A 25,508-nucleotide genomic window follows, 5' to 3' on the forward strand; every position below is an offset into this window, starting at 1 on the left:
ACGTTCAAGGACGTAGCGAAGCCCGCGGTTGGGGGCGTGTACTGACTGACGTTGCCGGATACCCTGTGGCGAGGGAGCTTGCTCCCGCTGGGCCGCGAAGCGGCCCCCTTGAATCCGGCAGTAAACTCAAGATTTTGGGCCTGCTGCGCAGTCCAGCGGGAGCAAGCTCCCTCGCCACAGAAGCGGGTTCGCTTGCGGATCTCAGCGCCTGATCATCTTTAACTCATTGAGCAACCCCAGCAACGTCTGCAATTTTTCTTCCCCCAGTTTTTCCTGCAAACGCTGATAGTTCGCTTCCATGCTCTGGCTCATCGAATCGAAGCTCGCCTGCCCTTGCGGCGCCAGGCGCACCAGCACCCGTCGCTGATCCTGTTCGGCCTTGCGCCGCACCACCATGCCCGCCGTTTCCATGCGCACCAATACGCCGGTCATGCTGGGCTTGAGGATGCAGGCCAGTTCGGCCAGGCGATTGATTTCCAGCTCGTCGTGCTGGCTAAGGATACGGATGACCCGCCATTGCTGCTCGGTCAAGCCGTGTTGGTTGAGGGAAGGCCGGAAAAAACCCATGGCCGCTTCGCGGGCCTGGAGCAGGGTCAGGGTCAAGGATTGGCGCGGCTGGGGCATGGATTAGGTTCGCGAGAAGATTTAGTTAATGAGTTAACTAAATCTTAACAGCTTCCAACCCATGCCGGACGCTCCGTTCACAGAATCTGGATCAAGCGATGGCCCTTGTGGCGAGGGAGCTTGCTCCCGCTGGGCTCTGTAGGAGCTGGCGAAGGCTCGGGCCGCGTTCGGACGATCTTTTGATCTTTCGCTTGAGGTTCAAATGTCTGGAAAAAGATCGCAGCCTCGCTCCGCTCGACAGCTCCTACAGGCCCAGCGGGAGCAAGCTCCCTCGCCACAGGGAAGCGCTCGGTATCGCTGCGAGCTCAAGCGCCCTTGATCACCCCCTTGAGCACTTGCTTGAAATGCTCGACCTGTTCCTCGCTGAACTGGCCGAACACCTTATCCTGCTGTTCCTTGGCAATCGCCCAGAGCCCCTCAGTCTCATCGATGCCCTTGACCGTCAGGCGTACCCGCTCGCCTTCATCGCTCACCAGGCCCTTGCGCTTGAGGTTGGCCACGGCTTCTTCGATCTCGCGCACCGGCATTGCCACTTCCCGCTGCAGGTCGCACAGGTTCAGCCCGGCGTCGTTCTCCAGCACCATCAACATCCGCGCTTCGCTGGTGCGCAAGCCGGTGGACAACTGACGCGGCTGGTAACTGGCCTGGTAGGCTCGCAGCGCCTGGGTCATCAGGTAATACAGGTTGTGGCTCAAGCGGCCTTGAAAATGACTGCTGGGGGACTGGCCCTCCTCCCGTTTGGTCATGCGCGTGTGAGGCAAGACCATCGAGTAAGCGCCCTGGTGGTAGAGCAACGGCGAACGGCCGAAATCATCAAAGGCCACGACCTTGCCGATCATGATCCAGTGATCGCCACCATCGACCTGCTGGAATTTTTCGCAGTGAAAACGCGCCGAGCAGTCCACAAACACCGGGGCACCGCCTTCGCCGGCCTCGAATTCGATTTCAGCGAAGCGATCATCCTTAGGTCGCGCGAAATTGTTTGACAGGTCGATCTGGTCGGCGGCCAACACGTTCACCGCGAAATGACTGGCGGCCTCGAACACGTCGTGGCTGCTGGAGCGCTTATCGATGCTCCACAGGATCAGCGGTGGATCCAGGGACACCGAGTTGAAACTGTTGGCCGTCACCCCGACCTTGCGGCCATCTTCAGTGGCGGCGGTGACCACGGTCACGCCGGTGGCAAAGTTACCCAGGGCCCGGCGGAACGCGCGGGTGTCGAAAGTGGTATCACAAAGACTGGACATGCAAGACTCCCGGCCGCCTCAAGGGACGGCCTCGATTATTGTTCTAGGGACACGCGGTCAAACCATGGAAGGATCGGGATCGAGCCCCATCAGCTCACGACCGAGGATCTGCGCGCAGACGTCGTAGTCGGTGTAGGCATGGGCCCCGGTCAGGTGGGCGTCGCGGAACAGCCGTTGCAACTCGTTGCTCTCGAACCAGGCGCCGCCGCCGGCGGCCTCCATCAAGCGGTCGACGGCCTGGATGCACATCTTGGTGGCGTAACCCTGGTTGGTCCGCCAGAACGCCAGGGTTTCCCGGCTGGGGTACGCGTGGCGCTCGCCGTGTTCGGCGTGCTCCTGCCAGGTTTTTTCCAGGAAAGCACGGGCCGCCGCCACCTGATGGGTAGACTCGGCCAGGCGCATCAATGCCGGGGTGGCGGCACCGACGGCCGCGCCCGTGTAGGCCCGCACGCGGTTGCGGGTTTTCTCGCGAAAGACCTCCAGCATGCGCTCCGCCACGCCCAGGCTGACCGTGGAGAAACCACTGGCGAAGTACGGCCGGTACGGCGAGTAGAAAATCTTGCTGTCCGGGTACAGGCCGAATCCACCGGACTTGCCTTCCATCATGTCCTTGGCTTTCTGGATCCGGTGTTCCGGCACGAAAGCGTTGTCGATGATCAAGGTCTTGCTGCCACTGCCGCGCATGCCCACCGCGAACCAGTCATCGCGAATGTCATAGTCGCTGCGCGGCAGCACCGCAAAGCAATAGTCCTGGGTGCCTTCGGCGTTTTTGCGGCGAAACCCCACGATCGCCCATTCGGCATGATCGCAGCCGCTGCTCCAGCCCATTTCACCGCTGAACATCACGCCGCCGTCGGCCTCTTCGGTGCGGCCAAACGGTGCAATGCTGCTGCTGGCGGTGGCATCCGGGTCATCACCCCAGACTTCCTCCTGGGTCTTGGCCGGGAACATTGCCAACTGATGGCTGTGGGTGCACAACAGGCTCATGGCCCAGGCCGTGCTGGCACAGGCACCGGCCAACAGCGCGATGCAATCGGCGAACTGCGGCAGGGAAATCTCCAGGCCACCGTAGGGTTTGGGCTGGAAGGCCCGGTGCATGCCGATGCTCTTGAGCAAGGCGATATTTTCGGCGGGCACGCTACGGTCTTTCTCCGCTTGGAAGGCGTTGGCGGCAATGGCCGGCAGGAGGGGCTTGAGGTCTTCGAGCAGCGGGTTTGGCTTTTTCATGGACGGGCTCTTTTATTATTGGCGTCTGCCGTTCCCGCCTTTGCCCGGCAACCCGGGGCGCACAAACAGCGGGATCAGTGATTAAGGCCGGTCCAGTATGGGCAATCGCGGGAAGGTGAAAAATGCACCTTCCAGATCCAAGATTGTACTTTTCATGGGGCAGGCTTCGGCCTCCGTGGCGCCCTCGGTCAAATCCCCCGGCACGGATGATCAAGACAAGCGCCCTGCCAAGGCTCTTAATAGGGCCATCCCTTGCCAAGCCTTGCGTAGGCGTGGCAACGGCGTTCTCTTTCACTTTGTCAGGTTGCGTCATGATCACTATCGAAACGCCCACCTATTACACGGCCACCAAGAAATACAACCTCAGCTTCCCCACGCTGGAACAGGACGTGGACGCCGACGTCGTGATCATTGGCGGTGGTTTCTCCGGCATCAATACTGCGCTGGAACTTGCTGAAAAAGGCATCACCAACATCGTGGTGCTGGAGGCGCGTTACCTTGGGTTCGGCGGCACCGGGCGCAACGGCGGGCAGATCATGGCCGGCATCGGTCATGACCTGGAAAAGATCAAGAAGGACGTGGGTGAGGACGGCTTGCGCCAAGTCTTCGAGATCAGCGACCTGGGTGCCGACATCATCAAGGACCGCATCGCCAAGTACGCCATCGATGCCGATTTCTGCCACGGTTACGGCTACATGGGTTTCAACGCCCGCCAGGAAAAAACCCTGCGGGCCTGGGAAAAAGATTTCAAGTCGATCAACAGCAAGCACGAGATCCGCTTCCTTGGCGGCTCCGACGTGCAGCAGATCATCGGTTCCAAAGCCTACGGCAGCGCGTTGCTGCACATGGGCGGCGGACATGTGCACTCGCTGAACCTGTTGCTGGGTGAAGCCAAGGCGGTGGTCGGCCACGGCGTGCGGATTTTCGAGAACAGCCCGGCCCTGGAAGTCAGCTATGGCGAGCGCATCACCGTGCGCACCGGGCGCGGCTCGGTCAGGGCCAGCAAGCTGCTTTGGGCCTGCGACAGTTTCCTCAACAAACTGGAACCGGAACTGCACCGCTCGACCATCAACACCTACGCCTTCCAGATGATGACCGAGCCGTTGTCGGACGAACTGATCCAGCGCATCAGCCCGATTCGCGGCGCCTACAGCGACATTCGCCCGGTGATCGACTATTACCGCGTCACCAACGAAAACCGCCTGCTGTTCGGTGCCGCAACGCCGTTGGTGGAACACATCCCCCAGGATCTCAAGGCCTGGAACCGGCGCCTGATGCTGAAGATCTTCCCGTACCTCAAGGACGTGAAGATCGACCTGGCGTGGGGTGGTCCGATGGCCTGCAGCCCGAACCTGTTCCCGCAGATCGGCACCCTGCCCGGGCGCAGCAACGCGTTTTTTGTCCAGGGGTACTCAGGCTTTGGCGTCACACCGAGCCACATCATCTGCAAGGTACTGGCCGAAGGCATGAGCGAAGGCTCGGCGCGCTACGACCTGGTCAGCTCGATCCACCGCCCGACCATCATCGGCAAGGATGCCATTCGTCCGTTGCTGCTGACGGCCGGCAAGTCCTGGCATCAGCTGTCGGGCTACTGGAATGGCCGGCGCTGACCGCCATGATGCCAGTCAGCCATGCGAAACCTCTGTAGGAGCGGGCTTGCTCGCGAAAGCGGTGGGTCGGGCAGCATTGATGGCGACCGTTGCGCCGTCTTCGCGAGCAAGCCCGCTCCCACAAATCCAGCGGCTTCACTGATCGGCACTAGACATACACACCCTCTTTTTTCAATCATCAGGAGTCACTGCCATGCCCCTTATCACCCTCGAAAAAGACATCCAGCTGTCCGACCTGGACGCCTGGGGCACCGTCGCCGATCTCGGCTCGCAGATTCTCGAAGGCGAGGTCAAGGCCTTCGGCAAGATGACCTTCGGCGCCCCCACCGACCCGGTCAGCAGCGCCTACTTCGGCACCACCCAAGGCAAGTTCCGGATGGTCTACCCGTTCGCCGAACAAGCCACCGTGGTCACCGGTGAAGTGGTCCTCACCGACGAGGCCACCGGCCAGAGCACCCGCTACAAGGCCGGCGACAGCTGGTTCGTGACCAAGGGCACGCCGGTGCTGTGGGAAGTGGTCAGCGAAAGTTTCGTCAAGCACTACTTCGCGGTAGCCTGACCGGACAGGGCTGCCGGCCCCACCGGCAGCCCACTTGCGAAGGTTGCGACCATGAACGTCATCCCGACCCAGGACATCGCCGGCCAGTGCCTGCACGCCTTCACCCAACTGGTCCCGGTCAGCCGGGCGGCGTTCTATTGCGTGGATCGACACCTGCAAGTCCATGACTTCAGCCTCCATGGGATGAGCGGCGAGATGCACCGCGACTACCTGGACAACTACCGACAGTTCGACCCGCTGCACCCGCGCCGCTGTGCGCCCAGCGAACTGGCCGTGGTGCCGTTGGGCCTGGCGATGGCCCGCCAACCGCTGCGTGACAACCATCGTTATCGCGACTTCCTGCAACGCTACGGTGTGGTCGACGTGGTGGAAGTCTTTGCCCATCGCGACGGTCAGCCGCAAGCGGCTATTTCGTTACTGCGCACCGCAGAGCAAGGCATCTTCACCCCTCAGCAGTTGAGCCAACTCAGCGCGTTGCAGGCCTTGCTGCAACTGGCCGTGGCCCATTTGCCGGCCCATGAGGACGCGCTGGCCGACCTGACACCCAAGGAGCGCCAGATCGCCTGGCTGCTGCGCCAAGGCGTCAGCAACAAACAATTGGCCCGGGAACTGGAGGTGGGTTTGCCGACCATCAAGACTCACCTGATCCACCTCTTCCGCAAAGTCGGCGTGAGCAGCCGCACCGAGTTGGTCAGCGCGCTGTTCCTCTGATCAACCATTCGGTTGATAGGCCGCCGTTGCCCGGCGCCTCATGATCCGAGTGGTTAATTCAACCACCGGAGCCTTGCAATGAGCACATCTTCAGACTGGATCACCGTCGGCGCCCTGGCCGATGGCTTTGCCCCCGAGGCCTTCATCCTGCCCAACCTGGCCGACCTGGACGGCAAGACCTTCACCCTGCATTTCGCCAATGGCTGGCAGATCGAGCATCGCTTCGAGCAGGACACCCTGACCTGGAACGCCGCCGATGGGCACTCCAGCGGCACCGCGCCCTACCGGGCCACTTCGGTGCGCCCGGGCCTGTACCTGGTGGACTTCATCAAGCGCGAAGGCGAGCTGACGTCGTCGATAAGCCTGGTGCTCGATACCGCCAACGCCGCGTTCACCGCCGTGATCGGCCGCATGCCCAGCCAGGAACAGACCGGCGAAGGCCTCTACCTCCGCGCGTTGGCCGGCAAGCCACTGACCTCGGTTCAAGCGCAGTTCCTCCACGGCAGCCTCGATCGTCCCTGGCAGCCTGGCCTGTGCCCGCACGCGCCGACCACCGAACTGGTGGGGCTGCGCAACCTGTATCGCTACAGCCCGAGCGAAGTCTACGAACACATTTACCTCAACGACCAGTTCTACGCCTGGCAGTGCCTGAAGGGCGTTGAACAAGGCCTGTGCGACACCGATCGCTGCGACACCTACAAGATCGCCGACCAGTTATACCTCTTCGTCTGGCGGGAAAAGATCATCCCGACCCTGGGCCTGGTACTGATCGACCTGCAACAGCACCGCAGCGACGGCAAGATCTTCGGTTACGCCGGCGCGGCGTTCGATGAGTTTTCCAATTTCCCGGTCAGTTCCTACTGCCAAGTGCTCAATCAGACGGAGTATCCCGATGCCTGACTCACGCACCGTGGTGATCACCGGTGCCGGCACCGGCATCGGTGCCGCTTGCGCCCGGCTGTATGCCGGCGAAGGCGCCAACCTGGTGCTGATCGGCCGCCGCCGCGACCCCCTGGAAGCACTCGCCGAGGACATCGGTGGCTTGGTGTTGGTGGGCGATGCGGCCTGCCCGAGCACCTGGGACAGCTTCATCGAGCAGATTCACGCGCGTTACGGCCGACTCGACGTGTTGCTGGCCTGTGCCGGCGGCTTGGGCATGGGCAGCGCCACCGAGACTCAGCCATCGACCTGGGAAGCCGCCCTGCGCAGCAATCTCGACAGCGCTTTCTACAGCGCCCGGGCGTGCCTGCCTCTGTTGCAGGAAAGCGCCGGCAACATCGTGCTGATCGCCTCCATCGCGTCATTGGCGGCAGGCCCCCACGTGTGCGGCTACACCACCGCCAAGCATGCGTTGCTCGGCCTCAACCGCTCTCTGGCAAGGGATTACGGGCCTCACGGCGTACGGGTCAATGCGGTCTGCCCAGGCTGGGTGCGCACCCCCATGGCCGATGAAGAAATGCAGGCATTGATGCAGTTCCATGGCGAAACGTTGCAGCAGGCCTACGACCGGGTCTGCGCCGACGTGCCGTTGCGCAGGCCGGCCAGCGCGGAGGAAATCGCCAACGTCTGCCGTTTCCTGGCCTCGCCTGATGCGTCGATCATCACCGGGGCGACGCTGGTGGCCGATGGCGGCTCCAGCATCGTCGACGTGCCGACCCTGGCCTTCAGCCGGATGGAGGCCCGCGATGCCTGACGATCTGGATTTCAGCGGCCAAACCGTACTGGTCACGGGCGGCGCACAAGGTATTGGCCGGGCCATCGTTGAAGCGTTTGCCCTGCGCGGCGCTCGCGTGGTGATTGCCGACCTGGGCTTGGCCCGGGCCGAAGCAGTGGCCGGCGAATTGACCGCCGTGGGCTGTCAGGTGCAAGCGGTGGCGGTTGACCTGGCCGACGCAACGGCGATCTTCGACATGATGACCGCGCTGGAACAACGCTTGGGGCGGCTGGACATCCTGGTGCACAACGCCGGGTATTTCCCGCTGACGCCGTTCGCCGAGATCACCCCGGCGATACTGCAACGAACGCTGGCGGTGAACCTGTCGGCGCTGTTCTGGCTGACCCAGGCCGCATTGCCGATGTTCCGGCGCCAGGGCCGGGGCTGCGTGCTGGTGACCTCCTCGGTCACCGGCCCGCGGGTGGCGTATCCGGGGCTCAGCCACTACGCGGCCTCCAAGGCCGGGGTCAATGGTTTCATTCGCAACGCCGCGCTGGAACTGGCGGCCGAGAATGTCCGCGTCAACGGGGTTGAACCGGGCATGATCGCCACACCGGCCATGGCCAACCTGGGCGACGACGAGGTCAACCAGGACATCGCCCGCCGAGTACCGCTGGGTCGTTTGGGCCAACCGAGCGACATCGCCGGGGCCATGTTGTTCCTGGCGTCGAGCCTGGCTGGCTATGTGACTGGGCAGACGTTGGTGGTGGATGGGGGTTCGACTTTGCCGGAGGTTTGAACCTACGGGAGCGGTGCCTTGCTGACGATGGTGGTGAATGTAACACCGCCTTCGCGAGCAAGCCCGCTCCCACACTTTCCAATGTCATCCAAAAATCATGCTCATCACAAATCCCTTTGTGGGAGCGGGCTTGCTCGCGAAAGCGCTGGTTCAGACTGCAAAGCTATTGGATATATCCACTCAAGCCACACCCTGGCCCACCTGCAAACGACTGGAACGAAACGCCTTGGGCGACTGCTCGAACTGCTTCTTGAACGAACGGCTGAAATGCGCCGAATCGGTGAAGCCCCACTTGTAGGCGATCGAGGTAATGGACTCGTCCCGCAGGAACGGGTTGATCAGGTCATCGGCGCTGCGCTTGAGCCGGGCTCGCTGGATGTAGCGACACACGCTGTCATCCTGTTCTTCAAACAAACGATACAGATGCCGCACCGAAATATTCAGCCGATTGGCCAGTCCCACGGGGCTGAGGCCTGGCTGGGTAAGTGATTCGTCGATGACCTTCTGGACATAGCTGCGCAAATGGCTGCCCTGCAACGCCACCCCTTCGTCACGGCCATCGCTACCCTGTTCCAGCGCCGAGCCCAACAGAGAAACGAAGGCACTGTGCAAGGCTTCACCCTCGCCCGCCGCGCCCTCGCCGTCGGGTGTGTCCTTGCACAGTTGATCCATCAATACATGCAGCATCCGCCCACACGCCTTGCTGGACGAAACCTTGCCAAAGGTCTTGGTTTCCCCGCCCAGTTGCCGCGACACGTCCTGGCGAGACAAGGACAGCACCGCGTGCTCGATCAGGCCGAACGGGGTGATCTCAAGCGCGCCTGCCGAATCCATCAACAACAATTCACCGGGCGCCAACTGGATGCTCCGGCCGTTCTGGGTAATGCGGCAGTAGCCGCTGCGCTGGCTGACCAGGAGGCAATCCTGGTCATCATCATGATCGGCGTTGGGGGAGTGACGCTTGATGTTACCGGCGTTGGTCCGCAGGTTGGCGAGGGCAAGGCCTCCCCGATGAAAATTCGACACTTCACCAATGAACAGCGCGCGATTGAAGGCCAGCTCGGTATCGAAGTGGCCGCAAGTCGCCCGCAGATCCCGGTTCCAGGTGTCCAGACCGTCCTGCCCAACCTGTTGCATGCTCATGGCATTCTCCGCAGTGGCTTTTTGTTTTTGTGCGGCAATAGTTAACATGTTATCTATATGCGCGCAACAAGTACCTGATCGCCAGAGCAGTAGCAGGAATAATGCCAGGACAGCACAACAGAATCAGAGCGTTGCCAATACCCGCTGCAGGCCGCTCAAGGTCGCCAGCAGGACGCCGCGCTGCTCGCGGCTCAACGGGATATAGCGACGAAAGGCCGGCATGCGATTGACCACTTCGCTACCGCCCATGTGTTCCAGGCGCACGCACCACTGGCGGCCCTGCAGATCGATGCGCAGCCGCTTGAAATCCAGCGGCATGAGGGCCTGATACAACACGCGGTCCTTCTCCACGGCCGCCTGTAGCATGGCCGCCAGGCCACTGCGCCCGTCCCGCTGCCGGCAACGAATGCCACTGCGCCGGACAGCCCCGCCGTGGTGCAATTCCAGGCGCGCCGTGCCCTCTCGGGAAGCAGGCAGGCGTAGCACGAATTCGGTCATCACCAGGTGCATCAACAACTGCGATTCGGTGCGCTCGACAATTTCCAACTGCAAGCTGCCGTCGTCGGTGACTGCCGTGGCGACGGTCGGGGCTGTGAGCTCGAATCGCGCCAATGCGAGGTTGCGCCGCACATGTTCCAAGGTCACCCCGGGCCGATACCCGGCCGGGGCGCGCTGGGCGCTGAATACCTCAGACAGCTTTTGCAGCAGGGTCGACAAACTCGCCCGCAGGTTGCCCTGGCTCATGGGAAAACTCCTTGGCCAGCACGTCTTCCACCGACGCTGGCTTGAATGGATTGACCTTCTGCACCACCAGGGTCCAGAACAAGGCGTACGCCGCGGTGCCGCCGAGCATCACCGCGAAGGGCACGTAGATGTCCGCCGGATTCATGCCGGGCGGCGTGATAAACCACATGCCCAGCAGGATGCCGACACTGGACAGGATCTGCGGCAACGGGAACCACGGTGAGCGATAGGCCCGTGGCAGATCAGGGCGACGAATCCGCAGGCTGACCACCGACACGGTCACCAACAGGTAGGCAAAACTCCAGGCGCACACCGCCGCCAACACCAGGTGCATGATGTTGTCGGGATTGCCGCCCAGCCACCACGCATGCAGGCAAGGAATCAGCATCGCCACCAGGATGCACAACAGCGGTGTCTTGAAGCGAGGATGCAAATAAGTGAAGACCTTCGGCAATGCGCCGTCCACCGCCATGCCGTAGAGAATCCGTGGCACGCCCGCCATCAAGGTGTTGATGGTCGCCGCACCGGCGAACAGAAAGCCGATGCCCAGCCACATCGGGCCGATATCGCCCATGACCTGTTCGGCGAACCGTGGAATCGCCATGGGGGTGTCCAGCAGATGCACGCCGCTGGTGGCATCGAGCAGCACGTTTTCCACCTGGCGCTTCATTGCCGCACCGTAGATGAACATGCAGGTGGCGACGCTGAACAAGCCCAGCATCATCGCCCGGGGCATGCTCCGGGCGGAATTGCGCAGGTCCGGCGCCAGGGGCGTGACGAATTCGCAGCCGACGAACATGAACATGGCCATGCCCACCAACGACAACACCGTGACCAGATCGGTGCCCACCACGGAGGCGCCGAACCAGCCCTCCAGCTCCACCGCCGGCGCGGCGATCAGGCCCAACACGCCGAACACCATCAGGGTGGTCCACATGCCGAATGTCAGGATGATCTCCGCCCGGCCAAAGGCGCTGACGCCGAACGCATTGAGCACGCCAAACACCACCACGAAGCCCACGCCCAGCAACCAGGAACCGCCCGCCGATTCGGCCAGGGTGTTGAGGTGCTCGAAGTTCACCAGGGCCATGACCCCGGCCAGGATGGTCTCGGCGGTGCCGGCGAACACATGGACTATCAGATAGGCCGACAAGGTGCCGGTAATCGCGAAGAAACGGCCCATGCCACAGTTGATGTAGTCATAGACCGAGCCGGTGGTGGGAAGAATCGACGCGGCCTCGGCGAACGTCGTCGCCTGGGCCAGCATCATCACCACGGCGATCAGCATCGCCATGGCAAAGGCGCTGCCGCCGATGCCAAAGCCCATGGTCGCGGTGAGAATCACGGGGCTTGCCATGATCAGGCCAATGGTGCTGGCCAACGCGGTGGGAAAACCCACCGAACCCCGGTTCAAGTGCTCGGTGAGCCTGTCATTGATCGACATGGTGCAAGGTCCTCGAAAGCGCATTTTTAGTATGGATGCCACAGCCGTCCAGGACCCGGCGATCATGCCTTCCCCAACCGGTCCCTGATCGAAACGGCGTTGCGTGCAGCCTTACTCTGCGCCGCCCCGCCCCAGGCGTCTTGCCCATGTCTGCCGGTGGTTTTGTTGCTGCCTGCCAACACCGCCACGCTGGCGGCCTGGGTCAACTCCTTGGCAGGCAGGTGAAAGACTTCCCCGGGTGCCGCTCCCTTTAATGCGCGCTCTGCTGTCCTATCACACTGGGGAATCCACCATGGAGCACACACGCCGTACACCTTTGCTGCGCAACGCCATCGGTTTGGGCATCGCCCTGCTGGTCGCCGACTCATCGGCCCAGGCCTATGAGCTTTACGCCGACGAAGACACCACCGTCACCGGTAACTTCCTGGCGGTCTACGGACTGTTCAACAGCCGCAAGAACTATGACGGCACCACCGGTGGTTCGAGCTGGCGCGAAGGCTTCATCAAGTATGGCCTGAGTATCGACCAGACACTCGGCGGCCTGGGCAGTGTCTACGGGACGGCCAACCTGGTCAGCTCCGGCACTTGGGGCGATGGCGATGCGGCCGGCCTGAGCGATGGCTCCGAACGCACCACCCAGTTCGACGAAGCCTTTGCCGGCTGGCGCTCGGGGGACTTGTTCCCGGCATTGGGCAAGGACGGTGTCGACCTGTCCTACGGCCGCCAAGTGATTACCCTCGGCGACGGTTTCATCATCAATGACGACGGCCTGAACCTGGGCAAAGGCGTGGCCGATGGCGAACTCAACCGCGGCGGCGCCTATTACCTGGCGGCCCGGCATGCCTTCGACGAAACCGCCGTCGTGCGCCTGGGCGGCAAGGACGGCGTGCATGGCAGCCTGATGTGGATCAAGTCCAACAACCGCGCCCAGGCCAACACCGAAATGGCCGCCGGCACCCTGGAATACACCGCCGCACCGGGCACCGTGGGGCTGACCTATATCCATGGCCTCGATGTCGACGACCGCTACGCCAGCGACTTCCAGAAACAGCGCGACGGCATGGACATCTACAGCCTGCGTGGCGCCGGCAATGCCGGCATCGAAAATGCCCATTTCTCCTTCGAGTACGCCTGGCAGGACAAGGACGCGGGCCCGGAGAAAGCCTGGTACGCCGAAGCCGGCTACACCTTCGCCGACCTGCCCTGGACGCCGGACCTGACCTATCGCTACAGCCGCTATTCCAAGGATTGGGACTCGATGTTCAACGGCCAGAACCGTGGCTACGGCACCTGGTTCCAGGGTGAAGTGGCGGGCAACTACGCCGGGCCCTTCAACAGCAACACCGCCATCCAGCACGTCGGCCTCAAGCTCAAGCCGGCGGAAAACGTGACCCTTGGCGCGCTGTTCTTCGACTACCAGACCCTGCACAGCCGCCAAGCGATGAACCTTGATGCCCGGGAGCTGGACCTGTACGTGGAATGGGCGGTGAATGAACACTTGATCGTCACGCCGCTGGTGGGTTTGTACAAGCCTGAGAAGGCTGCGGACAACGGGGGCAATCAGGTGGGCGGCAACGGCACCAACGTCTACAGCCAGTTGGTGGTGGCGGTTCCGTTCTAGACGACCGACCTTAGGAGCTGCCGAAGATGCGATCTTTTGATCTTTCGCTTGAGATTCAAGTGTCTGGGGAAAGATCGCAGCCTCGTTGCACTCGTCAGCTCCTACTGCAACATGGTCTGGATCTGATGGGTTGCCTGCCGGGTGCTTTGCGCCAGCTTGCGCACCTCATCGGCCACCACCGAGAAACCGCGCCCGACATCTCCGGCCCTGGCCGCTTCGATCGCGGCGTTCAAGGCGAGCAGATTGGTCTGGTCGGCAATGCCCTTGATCACCCCCACCACCGTGGCAATCTGGGCGTAGGTCACCTGGTTCTGTTCCAGCATGCGCTGGTGGGTGGACTGGGCCGAGCGCTCATCGCTGATATCACGCACCGCACCGATGACCCGCACCAGTTGCCCATGGGGGTCACGTACCGCCCGACCGCGTTCGCGGCACCAGATGTAATCCCGGCTCTTGTGACGCATGCGGTATTCGAAGACGTATTCGCCGCTGCCCTGGGAACCGAGAATCTCGCGGTCGAAAATGGCCATGATCTTCGGCAGGTCATCCGGGTGGGTGATGCCGACCTGGGCATCCCAGCCATCGGGCAGGTCGCCAGGACCGTACCCCAGCAGCGCACGGAACTGACTGGAAAAACGCATGCCACTGGCCGGGTGCTGGAGATCGCCGTCGACCACGGTAATGTCCCAGCAGCCTTCCGTCAGGGTCGACTGCAACAGCTCCCAGATCTGCGTGTCCTGGCGATGTTGCTGTAGCTGCTGGTTGTATTCGCCCAAACGATGTTCAAGCACCTGCTCACGCTCGCGGGCTTGCTCCAGTTGCTGGCGAGCCAGGTGCAACTCATGCTCGCTTTGCTGCCAGCGCAAGGTTTGCGCTTGCACTTGTGCCTCGGCCTGGTGCAACCGCGCGGCGACGCTCGCCATTTGCCCCGCATACTGTTCAAGGACCGTCCGCAGTGGCGGATACGCATCGAGCATCGGCGTGGTCTGCCTTTCACCGGCCAGCACACGCTGCACCTGGGCAATCAACGCCAATTTCTGTTTGTTGGTCTGGAGAAACATCGCCCGCCCCTTTGCCCATCAAGTCAAAACCGAATCTGATCGCAAACCGGCCAGGCTGGCTTGTCCCTGGCTGCACAGGACCTTGCTCCTGGCTGCCAATCGCTCGGGCTGGCAGCCACAGACATACCGCGCGGCAGGCACAGTCAAGCCGGGCGGTGGCGCCGGGATTACCCTCGGGCTTTCCCTTGTTCGCGATCAGGAAACCCTCATGAGCGATATTGCCCTGCTGCCTCAGGTCGAAGCCTTCCTCGCTAGACATCACGCCCTGTTCATCGACGGTGGCTACGTCGAAAGCCAGAGCCGCCAGACGTTGGACGTCGTCAACCCCGCCACCGGCCAAGTCATCGCCCAGGTCAGCGACGCCGCCCCCGGCGACATCGATGCGGCGGTGGATTCGTCCCGTCGCGGTTTCAAGCAATGGTCGCAAACCGCGCCAGCGGTTCGCGGCCATGTGCTGCTCAAGTTGGCGGACCTGTTGGAGCGCAACCGCGAAGAACTGGCGCAGATCGAAACCTGCCAGTCGGGGAAGATCATCCACATCTCCCGGGCCTTCGAAGTCGACCAGGCCGCGCACTTCCTGCGTTACTACGCCGGCTGGGCGACCAAGATCGGTGGCGAGACGATCACCCCCTCGTTGCCGTCCTTCGCCGGGGAACGCTACACCGCGTTCACCTTGCGTGAACCGGTCGGGGTGGTGGTCGGTATCGTACCGTGGAATTTTTCCACCATGATCGCCATCTGGAAACTGGCCTCGGCCCTGGTCACCGGCTGCAGCATCATCATCAAGCCCAGCGAGTTCACCCCGCTGACCATCCTGCGCATCGCTGAACTGGCCATGGAAGCCGGGCTGCCGGCCGGTGCCCTGAACGTATTGACCGGTGGCGGCCAGGTGGGCAAAGGACTGATCGAGCATCCTGGGACCAATAAGGTGTCATTCACCGGTTCCGTGCCCACCGGCCTGGCGGTGGGCCAGGCGGCCATGGGCGCCGGGTTGACCCGTGCGACCTTGGAACTGGGCGGGAAGAATGCCGCGGGGTTCCTGCGTGATATCGATCCCGAGGTGGCGGTCAACGGCATCATCGAGGCGGGCTTCCTGCATTCGGGACAAATCTGCGCGGCGGCGGAACGGTTCTTCGTCCATCGCTCGCAGATCGAGTCGATCATGGACAAACTGGCCCAGCGCTTGAGTAAACTCACCATTGGCTCGCCCCTGGACGAACGCACCGAATTCGGCCCGGTGACCAACCACCAGCACCAGCACAAACTGGCGGAATTCTTCGCCAAGGCCCGCGCACAGAACAACACCATCGTCCATGGCGGCAAGCTGATCGAGGGGCCGGGTTGCTACGTCGAGCCGACCATCATCCTCGCCAACCGCCGCGACGACAGCCTGCTCAACGAAGAGACCTTCGGCCCGATCGCCACTTTTTTTCCTTACGACACTGAGGAAGAACTGCTGGAACTGATGAACGACACGCCCTACGGCCTCAGCGCCAGCCTCTGGACCAACGACCTGGGCAAGGCCATGCGCATGGTTCCCGCCATCGAAGCCGGCACCGTATGGGTGAACATGCACACCCTGCTCGACCCGGCCGTGCCATTTGGCGGCAGCAAATCTTCCGGGATGGGCCGTGAATTTGGCAGTGCATTCATCGATGACTACACCGAACTGAAATCGGTGATGATCCGCTACTGAGCGACAAAAGGGCTCTGGGACACTGCCCCAGAGCCTCATTCACCACACATACATTGTGGGAGCTGAGCTTGCTCGCGATAGCGGACTGTCAGTCAATGATGATACCGACTGACCGAAAGCCTTCGCGAGCAAGCCCGCTCCCACTGGGTAATGGGGTTGCACAAATCCGGGGTTCACCACGAACCCCCTGTGGGAGCTGAGCTTGCTCGCGATAGCGGACTGTCAGTCAATGATGATACCGACTGACCGAAAGCCTTCGCGAGCAAGCCCGCTCCCACGGGGCCTGCGGGTGAGTCAGGAAACGTGTTCGCGCGAGTTATTCGCCCAAGGCCTGGTTGAAGGACGTGTCGATAATCCCGGCGGTGGTCAGCGGGGCCGGCAGCGCCTTGACCTTGAACAGGAAGTCCGCCGTGCTTTGCAGGTCGGCGGCGGCCTGTCGGTCCACCGGGCCGATGCTCATGTGAGCCTGGCGCAACCAATGGCGCGAGACGTTCTGGTCGAGGTTGGCCTTTTTCGCCCACAGGTCCGCGTATGCGTCGGTGTGGGTGTCGACCCAGGCACGGGCCTGCTTCACCCGCCCGAGGAAGTCGGCAATGGCTTCGCGCTTGTTGTCGATGGCCGGTGTCGAAGCGGCAATGGCGCTGAGGCCGGGCATGAGGTTTTTCGCCGTCAGGATCGGCCGGGCGCCGGAGAACAGGATCTGCTGCGAGATGTAGGGTTCCCACACCGGAAAAGCATCAATGCTGCCCTGGGGCAAGGCCGCCGCCGCGTCGATCGGCATCAGCTTGATGAAGTCCACATGGTGCTCCGGCAGGCCGGCCTGCTCCAGGGCACGTAGGGTCAGTTGCTGGCTCCAGGCGCCTGGCCAATAGGCGACCTTCTTGCCCTTGAGGTCGGCGATGGTCTTGACCGGTGAGTCCTTGGGCACCAGCAGCGCGATGGTGTCCGGGTTCTGCCGCGAAACACCGATCAGTTTCACCGGAGCCTGTTTGGCAGCCAGGAACAGGAACCCCGAATCGCCGAGGAAACCCAGGTCCAGGTCGCCGGTATTCAGTGCCTCGGCCAGGGGCGCGGCGGCCTGGAAATGTTTCCAGTCGACGCGGTAGGGAGCGCCCTCAAGCACACCCGAAGCCTCCACCGAGGCCCGCACGTTGTAATAGTTCTGGTCGCCGACGTGCAGGACCAACGGCTCGCTGGCCTGGGACAACGGTGCGGCGAACAATGTGCTGAGGAGCAGAGAACGGAAGAACTTCATGAAGGCATTCCTGAATGGATTTCATAGAACATAACGCTCTTATAATCCCCACTAGAAATTCTTTTAACGCATAAGCTCATCGCCACAAAGCAGCCAGTGTCCAGGGTGCAACAATGCCGCAACAGACTGTTGGTTGGGTAACATCTCCTTGAAGCCACATTTCCCAGGCGAGCGCTTCGATTCTTCGGTCATCGATATACCCTCCAAAGCTATATCAATAACCGTAAGAAATAATCGATCTAAGCTGAGTCCTGAAGTGCCCACCGCGCCGGCTCAACCGATCAACCTCGCATACACTGGCCGGTCGATATTCCCCCCGGTCAGAATCACCGCCACCTTTTTCCCCTGCATCGCTTCACGCTCCTGCATGAGCGCCGCCAAGGCCGCGGCGCCCGCACCTTCGGCGAGGTTGTGGGTGTCGGTGTAATACACCCGCATGGCCTCGGCAATTTCAGCGTCGCTGACCGCTACGATCCGCGCCGCAGCGGCACCGTAGATGGCCAAGGCCTCGGGAATGGGTTTGCGCACGGCCAGTCCGTCGGCAAAGGTATTGGCCGAAGGGGTTTCGCAAAGTCTTCCCGTTTCAAAGGACGACTTCGCCGCGTCGGCCTCGGTGGACACGACGCCCACCACGCGGGTTTCCAGGCCCAAGGCATCGCGGGCGGCGATGACTGCGCAAATCCCCGATCCGCAGCCTATCGGCACGTAGACCGTATCCAGGTCCGGCACCGCCTGGAACAGCTCAAGCCCGTAGGTCGCCACGCCCTTGACCAATTCGGGATGAAACGGCGGCACCAGGTAGAGTCCCTGGGCGTGGGCCAAGCGTAAGGCCTCTTCGCGGGCCTCATCGAAATCGCGGCCATACTCGACCACCTCGCCGCCAAAGCCACGCATGGCGTTGTTCTTCTCCACCGAGTTACCTTGCGGCACGACAATCAACGCTTTCAAACCCAAGGCAGTGGCCGCCAGCGCCAGGCTCTGGCCGTGATTGCCGCGCGTCGCCGTGACGATGCCTTTTGCCTCCGGGTGTTCGCGCTTGAGCCAATGCACGAAGGTCAGGCCACCGCGCGCCTTGAAGGCCCCGGTCGGGGTGTGATTCTCATGCTTGACCCACACGGTGCAACCCAACCGTTCAGCCAGCAACGGCCAGGCGTATTGGGCAGTGGCGGGCATGAATTGATAGAGATGGCGGGCAGCCTGTTCAATGTCGTCGCGGGTCAGTGTGTGCATGGTGGGCCTCCAGGTTTTTGCCCAGTCTAATCAGCGCGCCATCGACGGGCTTTCAGAAAACTGACCTGACTTTCGGGCCCGCTCTTCACTACTATGCAGTCCATGAGCTCGCGAAACCGCCAACCGCCGCCCCCACCTGAACCGGTCCGTCGTATCGAGGCCGGTCCCTGGGCGATCGAATTGCTGCCCGGCTGCGCCTACGCCACTCGCTATGTCGCGGCCCAGTCAGCCATCGGCTTTGCCTTCGACAGCCAACGCGGCCTGCACGCCATCGGCAGCGACCGGGTCCGGCCGTTTGACGCGTTGCCCAACGGCCTGGCATTCGTTCCCGTCGGGTGCGACGTGTTCTCCGAATCTCCCGCTGGCGGTGAATACCTGCGCGTCGTGCGTACCGACGGTATGGCGTTACCGGGGACGCATGCATTCAACAATCGCATTGACCCGCAGGCCATCACCCTTGCGTTGAGAATGCGCAGCGCGCTGTTGCGTGCCACCGCAGAGGACGATTGGGAAGCCTGGGCGCTCGGTTTGGCTGAACGCGTGATCGACCACAAAGCGTTTTCACCACGCCCTCAAGGCTCCATCACGGACAGCCGGATGCGCCTGCTCGACGACTTCATCGACGTCAGTCTCGACAGCCCGGTGGGGGTCCAGGCCATGGCGGGGCTGCTTGGCTTGTCCGAGGGTTATTTCATGCGGGCGTTCAAGCAGGCGACTGGCAAAAGCCCGCACAGCTACCTGATCGACCGGCGCCTCGCCAAGGCACGGGCGCTGATGCGTGACTCAACCGCCCGGCTGACCGACATCGCACACACCTGTGGCTTCAACTCCCAGGCGCACATGACCACGCTGTTCAAGCAACGCCTTGGCATCAGTCCGGCACAGTTGCGCAGGTAGTTGTTCGGGCCTGATACACCGTTATCGCGAGCAGGCTCGCTCCCACAAAGGTCGGCGGTGGATTCCGATCCCTGGAACGCCTCGAAACCACTGTGGGAGCGGGCTTGCTCGCGAAGACGGCGTTACATCCAACATCTTCACCAACTGACCCACCGCTTTCGCGAGCAAGCCCGCTCCCACAAGGTGACCGCGTTCGCTTCAAGTCATGCGCGTGCGCAGCACGATGCCCGACTAACCAGCGGTGACGGTCATGCCGCCGTCCGCCATGACCACCGCACCGACCACAAAACTCGCACGGTCCGAGGCCAGGAACGCCACCACCTCGGCAATTTCCTGCGGCTGTGCAGCCCGACCGATGGGCGCAGCTTCACCGTGCTGGGCGAGGAACGCCGGACCGTCCTCGACCACGTCATTGAGGATGTTGGTGACCACATCGCCAACCCCGATGGCATTGACACGAATACCCTGCTCGATGACTTCCAGCGCCAAGGTGCGCGTCAGTTGCGCCAGGGCACCCTTGGAGGCGGTGTAGGCGGCAATGGTCGGGAAGGCAAAATAGGACGCGTAGGAGGCAATGTTGACGATGGCCCCCGACTTGTTGGGCATCATCGCCTTGACCGCTTCGCGTGAGTGCAGGAAGGCGGCGGTGGCGTTGACCGCCTGGAGGCGTTCCCAGTCCTGGCGCGTCATGTCGATCACCAACTTGTTGATGATGATCCCGGCGTTGTTGACCAGGATGTCCAGCCGGCCGAACTGCTCGACGGCCAGGCCGACGGCGCGCTCGGCGGCGCCATCCGCGGTGATGTCGGCCTCCAGCGGCACCAGGCCCGGGCGGGCCAACTCATGGACGGCGGGGTTGATGTCTTCAGCCACCACCTTGGCGCCGCGGGCATGCAACAGCAATGCGACAGCCCTGCCGATGCCACTGGCAGCGCCGGTGACCAGCGCAACCTTGCCTTCGACTTCGTGGGGAACAGTGGGTTGGATATCGGTCATGATCGCTCTCCTGCGTGAGCGGGCAGACGAGACATTCGCCGGCCCGGCGCCCATGGGCGCTGTCGTTATCGACGGCTTCACTGTCTCCCATCGGCGGATGCCGGGCTTTCGCAGGCTTGCTGGGACTGTCGCAGTCTTGCGCGAATCTATCCTCGCCGGCTCACGCCCATGGCCCCTACGCGGCATAGGCCGAAACTCCCACCCCGCCTGGGAGTATCAGCCGATGCCCAATTGCCCTGCGCTTCCCCATAGTTGCGGTCAATGGTCAACGGTCAGGCCTTGATGACCGCATGCTCTGGAGAAACTCATGACTATTCGCGAGCAAGACTCAGCACTGCTGAGCGATCCAGCCTCGCTATACACGGCAACCGCCAGCACCGGCCTGGGCGTCGTGGCAACCGGCGTCAATGTGACGCTGGATGAAACCGCCGGCTTGCAGAACGGCACCGCCACGCCGGGCGCGGCAACAGATGCGGATGACAACGACATCCTGGTCGCGTCCCTGCCCCTGACCTTCGCCAGTCGCCTGACTGCCCTTGGGACAGGAACCGCGACGGGCGCCGCCTTGAGCGGCTATACCGGCGCCGTCGGGGACACCGGCAGCGATGCGTTCACGATCAACGTCGCGCCTGGCGCAAGCATTACCAATATCAGCTTCGTCGACAGCACCGGTGCGCCGCTCGACGGTGTGGACAGCGGGTTGGATACGCTCAACGGCACCAGCATCCTGCTGTACACCGACACCAACGACAACATCGTCCTCGGCCGGGCCGGCGGGCCCGCCGGTGCAATTGTCTTCGCCGCGTACATAGAGGAAACCGCCACCGGCGGCAAGGTCTGGACCGTGCTCTACGAACCGCTCCAGCACCCGGTCAATACCAACCCCGACGATGCCGTCAACCTGCTGGACAAAGTCTTCATCGGCGCGAGCCAGGACCTGCAGTTCAGCCTGGCCAATGCGCCCTCCGGCCAGAACCTGTTCCTGATGTTCACCACGGCGAATCCGACGACGGAACTGGTGGACGGTGTCCTGCGCATCGCCGAACCCACCATCATCGCCACCGGCAAGAACCCGGCCGACCAATCCAGCGGCGTCAATATCACCACCGGTGACACGATCAACACCAGCCAGGCCGGCGGGCCGACAACCTTCGGTACCAATAACCAAATGATCGTGGAACAGGAAGGCATCCGTTTCACCTTCGTCACCGGTGCCAGGCAGGATGTGACCATCCCCAACCTGGACCAGAACGAAGCGGACGTGGAATCCAACATCGACTTCACCGACGTCTTCGATACGAAGATGGCCAACTTCGATGTCGTGCAGTTGCAGGCTGGCAAGACGGCCGTGGTAAAAATCAGCGCGTTCAGCACCGCCGCAGAATCCGGGGTGAATTTCGTCAACGGCTACACCGGTGACACCTCGGTGGCGATCAGCAATGTCCGGGTCACCAACATCAACACCGGGGTGGTCATCGAGAACTCGGACGGCTCTGCCAATGATCCGGGCATCGTCATCAGCTTCGCCTCCGGGGTGGCCACCATCACCGGCGTCAAGGCCGGCTACCAGATCGAATACACCACCACGTCAGACCACAACCGCGTACTCATCGAGAACGGCGCGGCCCTCGACGCCAAGGGCACCAACCACGCCGACTTTGATATCGGCGGCTTCACCCTGGTCCAGGCGTCTGTTACGAAGACCGAGATCGGCTCCCAGATGGTTTTCGAAGACGATGGGCCAAGCATCGGCACTACCGGCACCGAGCCCACCCTGACCGTGGACGAGACGCTGTTGGGCAGCGATGCCACGCAGAACTTCGCCGCCAACTTCACCTCCGCCTACGGCACCGACGGTGCCGGCACGCTGACCTATGCCCTCGGCATGGTGGCCGGTGATTCCGGACTGACCGACACGGCCACGGGTGAGGTGGTCAACCTCTCGCTCAATGGCACAACAGTGGAAGGTCGCACCGCCACGACCAACCTGTTGGTGTTCACCGTCAGCGTCGCCACCAATGGCGATGTCACCCTCGACCAACTCCGCGCCGTGGTGCATCCCGACACGACCAATCCCGACGACGCCCAGAGCCTGACCTTGGACAACCTGGTCACGCTGACCGCGACCAAGACCGACAGGGACGGCGACAGCGTTCAAGCCACACTCGACATCGGCCAGAACCTGGTCTTCGAGGATGACGGGCCAAGCATCAGTACCACCGGAACCGAGCCCACCCTGACCGTGGACGAGACGCTGCTGGGCACCAATGCCACGCAGAACTTCGCCGCCAACTTCACCTCCGCCTACGGTGCTGACGGAGCCGGCACGCTGACCTATGCCCTCGGCATGGTGGCCGGCGCCTCCGGCCTGACCGACACGGCCACGGGTGAGCTGGTCAACCTCTCGCTCAGCGGCACAACGGTAGAAGGTCGCACGGCCACCACCAACCTCCTGGTGTTCACCGTCAGCGTCGCCACCAATGGCGATGTCACCCTGGACCAGATCCGCGCCGTGGTGCACCCCGACACCACCAATCCCGACGACGCCAAGAGCCTGACCTTGGACAACCTGGTCACGCTGACCGCGACCAAGTCCGACAAGGACGGTGACAGTGTCCAGGCCACACTTAACATCGGCCAGAACCTGGTCTTCGAGGATGATGGGCCGAGCATCAGCACCACCGGCACCGAGCCAACGCTGACGGTGGACGAGACGGTATTGGCGACCAACGCCATGCAAAACTTCGCCGCCAACTTCGTCTCCGCCTACGGCGCCGACGATGCCGGCACGCTGACCTACAGCCTCGGCGTGGTGGCGGGTGCTTCCGGGCTCATCGACACGGCCACCGGCGAGGCGATCAACCTCTCGTCCAACGGCACAACGGTGGAAGGTCGCACGGCCACCACCAATCTGCTGGTGTTCACCGTCAGCGTGGCCACGAATGGCGATGTCACCCTCGACCAGATCCGAGCGCTGGTACACCCCGACGCCACCAATCCCGATGACGCGACGAGCCTGGCGGACAATCTGATCACGTTGATCGCGACCAAGACCGACAAGGACGGCGACAGCCTCCAGGCGACGCTTAACATCGGCCAGAACCTGGTGTTCGAGGACGACGGCCCTTCGGTCGCGTTCGGCAACCTGATCGGCACCGGCAGCGTGCTGCCACAATACGGTTTCTGGGATCAATCGGCCGGGGCCGATGGGCTGGGTGCAACGGGCCTGGACATCACGTTGGTCAATGGCCAGTTCACCCTGGTCCGGCCCGACGATACGACCACCACCGGAACCGGCACGCTCACCGAACAGGCGCCCTCGCCAGACGGCGACGGTGCGTACCATTTTGCCGGGACACTGACCGGCGACTTCGACAACAACGCCACCACCGCCGACACCAGCGTCGACTACACGCTGACTGCCTACGCCAATGGCAGCTATGCCCTGGACCTGGTGCAAGGCTTCAGCTCCACCCTCGTGCGCAGCAGTGCCGACGGTTCCCTCGATGCCGGCGGCCCTGATCCGGTGCGTACCTTGTTGATCCCTGAGACCAACAATCCGGCCATTCCTTCGGCGTCCGAGGAAATCGTGTTCTTCTCAGCGAAGGCACTCGCCTCGACCACGGATATCCTCGCCGGTATCGGACTCGGCGCCCCCGACCCCACCGAGGCCACGCTGCAAACCACGCCCCTGCCGTCCTACATCGACCCGACAGCCATGAACGTCAGCACGTCCGGCATCGGGGTCGGCAACAACCTGCTGCAAGGGGACAATCTGGCGGCGATCGGCGCTGCCGATGAAAGCTTCGTCATCAACCCGGAGAGCCTGGTGACGGGCATGAAAATCTTCATCGACAACTCGGTGGCCGGCTACAACACCGCGACCGAAGATCTGTATTTCCGGATCTACTACGAAGACGGCACGTTTTCCAACCTCACCGAGGTCAACACCCTGACGCCCGAGACTGGCGGCCAGGTGTCCTTCGAGGTCGAGCGCGAGGGCACGGCGATGATCGATGCCGTTCAGCTCACGATGGGCCGTGGGGCGATCAAGATTCCGGTCATCCAGTTCATCCAGGAAACCGAGAACCTGGCCAGCGATGTGCAACTGTCGTTCAACGCGACGCTGACAGACAAGGATGGCGATACCGCGACCAGTGCGTTCGACGCCAACCTGTTCGCCAACAACACCGCCGATGCGCTCTTCGACTACACGTTGGTGGGCACGGGCGGTGAGCGGGATGCCTTCAACATCGACCTGACCTTCACCGAGAACCTGTACCAGGTTGCGGGCTTTGATGTGAGTCAAAACCTGCGAGACACGCTGGTGCTCAATGGTGACCAGGGTGCCGTCATCCAATCGATCGACAACAATGGCGCAGACAGCATCGTGACAGTCGCCGAGACTGGCGGGCAAATCACGACCATTACCTTGGTGGGCGTCGATCTGCTGGGCAGCGACGTGGTCTTCGGCAACGCCTGAAGCATCGCGCGCGTGAAAGATGCGAGGAGGGCCTGGAAACCCTCCTCGCCTCGTTTTTCAGGCCTTTTCCTGTTCACTACGAAATCTACTCACCCTCCAGAAGAATCTGTGTCGAACATAATTTTTCCCCTCTGAAAATCCAGTGTGGGAGCGGGCTTGCTCGCGATGAAGGTGGGTCAGTTTGCAGCAATGGCGCCTGTGCCGCCGTCTTCGCGAGCAAGCTCGCTCCCACACCGGTTTTTGGTCGTTTATGAAATTTGTGTCCACCGCAGATCCCTGTGGGAGCCGAGCTTGCTCGCGATGGCGGTGGGTCAGTTTGCAGCAATGGCGCCTGTGCCGCCGCCTTCGCGAGCAGGCTCGCTTGTATGGTAGGACTTGAAGGGAGGAGGAGGGACAAGGCTCGATTCTGACTGTTAGCGCAGTACAGACCGTGGGAGATTTCGCCCCTCCTCCTTTCACCCAAGCGCCGATAAAGAATGCTTCGGCCTGGATCGACGATAGAGACAA

General features: G+C 62.4%; 20 protein-coding genes. 10 read left to right on the forward strand and 10 right to left on the reverse strand.

All coding sequences use genetic code 11. The annotated features are described in order from the left end of the window. Positions 1-201: 201 nt before the first annotated feature. The 3 genes from hpaR to HU767_RS26170 all read right to left on the reverse strand — a co-directional run bounded on the left by hpaR (position 202) and on the right by HU767_RS26170 (position 3,098). The gene (gene hpaR, locus HU767_RS26160; protein ID WP_186730851.1) at positions 202-624 is read right to left on the reverse strand and encodes a homoprotocatechuate degradation operon regulator HpaR; all 423 of its coding nucleotides are present in this window, start codon (positions 622-624) and stop codon (positions 202-204) included. A gap of 305 nt (positions 625-929) precedes the next feature. Next, positions 930-1,871, reverse strand: a complete 942-nt coding sequence (locus HU767_RS26165) for a p-hydroxyphenylacetate 3-hydroxylase reductase component (RefSeq protein WP_186730852.1) — start codon at positions 1,869-1,871, stop codon at positions 930-932. 57 nt (positions 1,872-1,928) lie between these two features. Further along, on the reverse strand, positions 1,929-3,098 hold the full coding sequence (locus HU767_RS26170) for a p-hydroxyphenylacetate 3-hydroxylase oxygenase component (RefSeq protein WP_186730853.1): 1,170 nt from the start codon (positions 3,096-3,098) through the stop codon (positions 1,929-1,931). Between the two features lie 311 nt (positions 3,099-3,409). Here HU767_RS26170 and HU767_RS26175 point away from each other — a divergent pair, with 311 nt between their 5' ends. From HU767_RS26175 to HU767_RS26200, 6 genes are all read left to right on the forward strand, one after another. Continuing rightward, positions 3,410-4,708, forward strand: coding sequence for an FAD-binding oxidoreductase (locus HU767_RS26175; protein ID WP_186730854.1), 1,299 nt, complete (start codon positions 3,410-3,412; stop codon positions 4,706-4,708). Positions 4,709-4,901: 193 nt separating this feature from the next. Further along, a complete protein-coding gene (locus HU767_RS26180; protein WP_046065473.1) occupies positions 4,902-5,267 on the forward strand; it encodes a cupin domain-containing protein in 366 nt (121 codons plus the stop codon). Between the two features lie 51 nt (positions 5,268-5,318). Continuing rightward, positions 5,319-5,978 (forward strand): helix-turn-helix transcriptional regulator, encoded by a 660-nt coding sequence (locus tag HU767_RS26185; protein WP_186707405.1) that lies wholly within the window; start codon positions 5,319-5,321, stop codon positions 5,976-5,978. A gap of 78 nt (positions 5,979-6,056) precedes the next feature. After that, positions 6,057-6,878, forward strand: coding sequence for a molybdenum cofactor biosynthesis F family protein (locus HU767_RS26190; protein ID WP_186730855.1), 822 nt, complete (start codon positions 6,057-6,059; stop codon positions 6,876-6,878). After that, a complete protein-coding gene (locus HU767_RS26195) occupies positions 6,871-7,671 on the forward strand; it encodes an SDR family oxidoreductase (RefSeq protein WP_186730856.1) in 801 nt (266 codons plus the stop codon). The genes HU767_RS26190 and HU767_RS26195 overlap by 8 nt, the downstream gene beginning before the upstream one ends. After that, complete coding sequence (locus HU767_RS26200; protein ID WP_186707402.1) at positions 7,664-8,431, forward strand: SDR family oxidoreductase; 768 nt, start codon at positions 7,664-7,666, stop codon at positions 8,429-8,431. Before HU767_RS26195 ends, HU767_RS26200 begins: the two co-directional genes overlap by 8 nt. A 180-nt stretch (positions 8,432-8,611) precedes the next feature. Here HU767_RS26200 and feaR read toward each other — a convergent pair whose 3' ends face one another. The 3 genes from feaR to HU767_RS26215 form a co-directional block, all read right to left on the reverse strand. Next, positions 8,612-9,574, reverse strand: a complete 963-nt coding sequence (gene feaR, locus HU767_RS26205) for a transcriptional regulator FeaR (protein WP_186707401.1) — start codon at positions 9,572-9,574, stop codon at positions 8,612-8,614. Between the two features lie 123 nt (positions 9,575-9,697). Then, positions 9,698-10,318, reverse strand: coding sequence for a DUF3156 family protein (locus HU767_RS26210; RefSeq protein WP_186707400.1), 621 nt, complete (start codon positions 10,316-10,318; stop codon positions 9,698-9,700). Then, positions 10,263-11,762: an APC family permease gene (locus HU767_RS26215; protein ID WP_186707399.1), complete on the reverse strand. Its 1,500-nt coding sequence runs from the start codon at positions 11,760-11,762 to the stop codon at positions 10,263-10,265. The genes HU767_RS26210 and HU767_RS26215 overlap by 56 nt, the downstream gene beginning before the upstream one ends. Before the next feature lie 292 nt (positions 11,763-12,054). Between HU767_RS26215 and HU767_RS26220 the strand changes: the two genes are divergently transcribed. Continuing rightward, entirely contained in the window at positions 12,055-13,383 is a 1,329-nt protein-coding gene (locus tag HU767_RS26220) for an alginate export family protein (RefSeq protein WP_186730857.1), read from the forward strand. Positions 13,384-13,484: 101 nt separating this feature from the next. On the opposite strand, the gene HU767_RS29120 is transcribed toward HU767_RS26220, so the two are convergent. Next, a complete protein-coding gene (locus HU767_RS29120; RefSeq protein ID WP_186730858.1) occupies positions 13,485-14,444 on the reverse strand; it encodes a methyl-accepting chemotaxis protein in 960 nt (319 codons plus the stop codon). 208 nt (positions 14,445-14,652) lie between these two features. Here HU767_RS29120 and HU767_RS26230 point away from each other — a divergent pair, with 208 nt between their 5' ends. Next, positions 14,653-16,140, forward strand: a complete 1,488-nt coding sequence (locus HU767_RS26230; RefSeq protein WP_186730859.1) for an aldehyde dehydrogenase family protein — start codon at positions 14,653-14,655, stop codon at positions 16,138-16,140. A 316-nt stretch (positions 16,141-16,456) separates the two neighbouring features. Here HU767_RS26230 and HU767_RS26235 read toward each other — a convergent pair whose 3' ends face one another. Both HU767_RS26235 and HU767_RS26240 read right to left on the reverse strand, forming a co-directional pair. Further along, positions 16,457-17,395, reverse strand: coding sequence for an ABC transporter substrate-binding protein (locus HU767_RS26235; protein ID WP_186730860.1), 939 nt, complete (start codon positions 17,393-17,395; stop codon positions 16,457-16,459). A gap of 273 nt (positions 17,396-17,668) precedes the next feature. Then, positions 17,669-18,625 (reverse strand): threonine dehydratase, encoded by a 957-nt coding sequence (locus HU767_RS26240; protein WP_186730861.1) that lies wholly within the window; start codon positions 18,623-18,625, stop codon positions 17,669-17,671. 93 nt (positions 18,626-18,718) lie between these two features. On the opposite strand from HU767_RS26240, the gene HU767_RS26245 reads away from it, so the two are divergent. After that, positions 18,719-19,522, forward strand: a complete 804-nt coding sequence (locus HU767_RS26245; protein ID WP_186730862.1) for an AraC family transcriptional regulator — start codon at positions 18,719-18,721, stop codon at positions 19,520-19,522. A gap of 231 nt (positions 19,523-19,753) precedes the next feature. Here the strand turns inward: HU767_RS26245 and HU767_RS26250 are convergent, their stop codons facing one another. After that, positions 19,754-20,518, reverse strand: coding sequence for an SDR family oxidoreductase (locus tag HU767_RS26250; RefSeq protein WP_186730863.1), 765 nt, complete (start codon positions 20,516-20,518; stop codon positions 19,754-19,756). Positions 20,519-20,825: 307 nt separating this feature from the next. Here HU767_RS26250 and HU767_RS26255 point away from each other — a divergent pair, with 307 nt between their 5' ends. Beyond that, on the forward strand, positions 20,826-25,001 hold the full coding sequence (locus tag HU767_RS26255; protein WP_186730864.1) for a DUF5801 repeats-in-toxin domain-containing protein: 4,176 nt from the start codon (positions 20,826-20,828) through the stop codon (positions 24,999-25,001). Positions 25,002-25,508 lie beyond the last annotated feature (507 nt).

Source organism: Pseudomonas sp. SWRI179 (genome assembly GCF_014268705.1).
Classification (GTDB): domain Bacteria; phylum Pseudomonadota; class Gammaproteobacteria; order Pseudomonadales; family Pseudomonadaceae; genus Aquipseudomonas; species Aquipseudomonas zanjanensis.

Coding starts and splice junctions, on each gene's coding strand:
- HU767_RS26170 (WP_186730853.1), bottom strand. CDS start 3,098: ATGAAAAAGCCAAACCCGCTGCTCGAAGACCTCAAGCCCCTCCTGCCG.
- HU767_RS26245 (WP_186730862.1), top strand. CDS start 18,719: ATGCAGTCCATGAGCTCGCGAAACCGCCAACCGCCGCCCCCACCTGAA.
- HU767_RS26180 (WP_046065473.1), top strand. CDS start 4,902: ATGCCCCTTATCACCCTCGAAAAAGACATCCAGCTGTCCGACCTGGAC.
- HU767_RS26210 (WP_186707400.1), bottom strand. CDS start 10,318: ATGAGCCAGGGCAACCTGCGGGCGAGTTTGTCGACCCTGCTGCAAAAG.
- HU767_RS26195 (WP_186730856.1), top strand. CDS start 6,871: ATGCCTGACTCACGCACCGTGGTGATCACCGGTGCCGGCACCGGCATC.
- HU767_RS26255 (WP_186730864.1), top strand. CDS start 20,826: ATGACTATTCGCGAGCAAGACTCAGCACTGCTGAGCGATCCAGCCTCG.
- HU767_RS26235 (WP_186730860.1), bottom strand. CDS start 17,395: ATGAAGTTCTTCCGTTCTCTGCTCCTCAGCACATTGTTCGCCGCACCG.
- feaR (WP_186707401.1), bottom strand. CDS start 9,574: ATGAGCATGCAACAGGTTGGGCAGGACGGTCTGGACACCTGGAACCGG.
- HU767_RS26190 (WP_186730855.1), top strand. CDS start 6,057: ATGAGCACATCTTCAGACTGGATCACCGTCGGCGCCCTGGCCGATGGC.
- HU767_RS26230 (WP_186730859.1), top strand. CDS start 14,653: ATGAGCGATATTGCCCTGCTGCCTCAGGTCGAAGCCTTCCTCGCTAGA.
- HU767_RS26175 (WP_186730854.1), top strand. CDS start 3,410: ATGATCACTATCGAAACGCCCACCTATTACACGGCCACCAAGAAATAC.
- HU767_RS26240 (WP_186730861.1), bottom strand. CDS start 18,625: ATGCACACACTGACCCGCGACGACATTGAACAGGCTGCCCGCCATCTC.
- HU767_RS26250 (WP_186730863.1), bottom strand. CDS start 20,518: ATGACCGATATCCAACCCACTGTTCCCCACGAAGTCGAAGGCAAGGTT.
- HU767_RS26215 (WP_186707399.1), bottom strand. CDS start 11,762: ATGTCGATCAATGACAGGCTCACCGAGCACTTGAACCGGGGTTCGGTG.
- HU767_RS26200 (WP_186707402.1), top strand. CDS start 7,664: ATGCCTGACGATCTGGATTTCAGCGGCCAAACCGTACTGGTCACGGGC.
- HU767_RS26185 (WP_186707405.1), top strand. CDS start 5,319: ATGAACGTCATCCCGACCCAGGACATCGCCGGCCAGTGCCTGCACGCC.
- HU767_RS29120 (WP_186730858.1), bottom strand. CDS start 14,444: ATGTTTCTCCAGACCAACAAACAGAAATTGGCGTTGATTGCCCAGGTG.
- hpaR (WP_186730851.1), bottom strand. CDS start 624: ATGCCCCAGCCGCGCCAATCCTTGACCCTGACCCTGCTCCAGGCCCGC.
- HU767_RS26220 (WP_186730857.1), top strand. CDS start 12,055: ATGGAGCACACACGCCGTACACCTTTGCTGCGCAACGCCATCGGTTTG.
- HU767_RS26165 (WP_186730852.1), bottom strand. CDS start 1,871: ATGTCCAGTCTTTGTGATACCACTTTCGACACCCGCGCGTTCCGCCGG.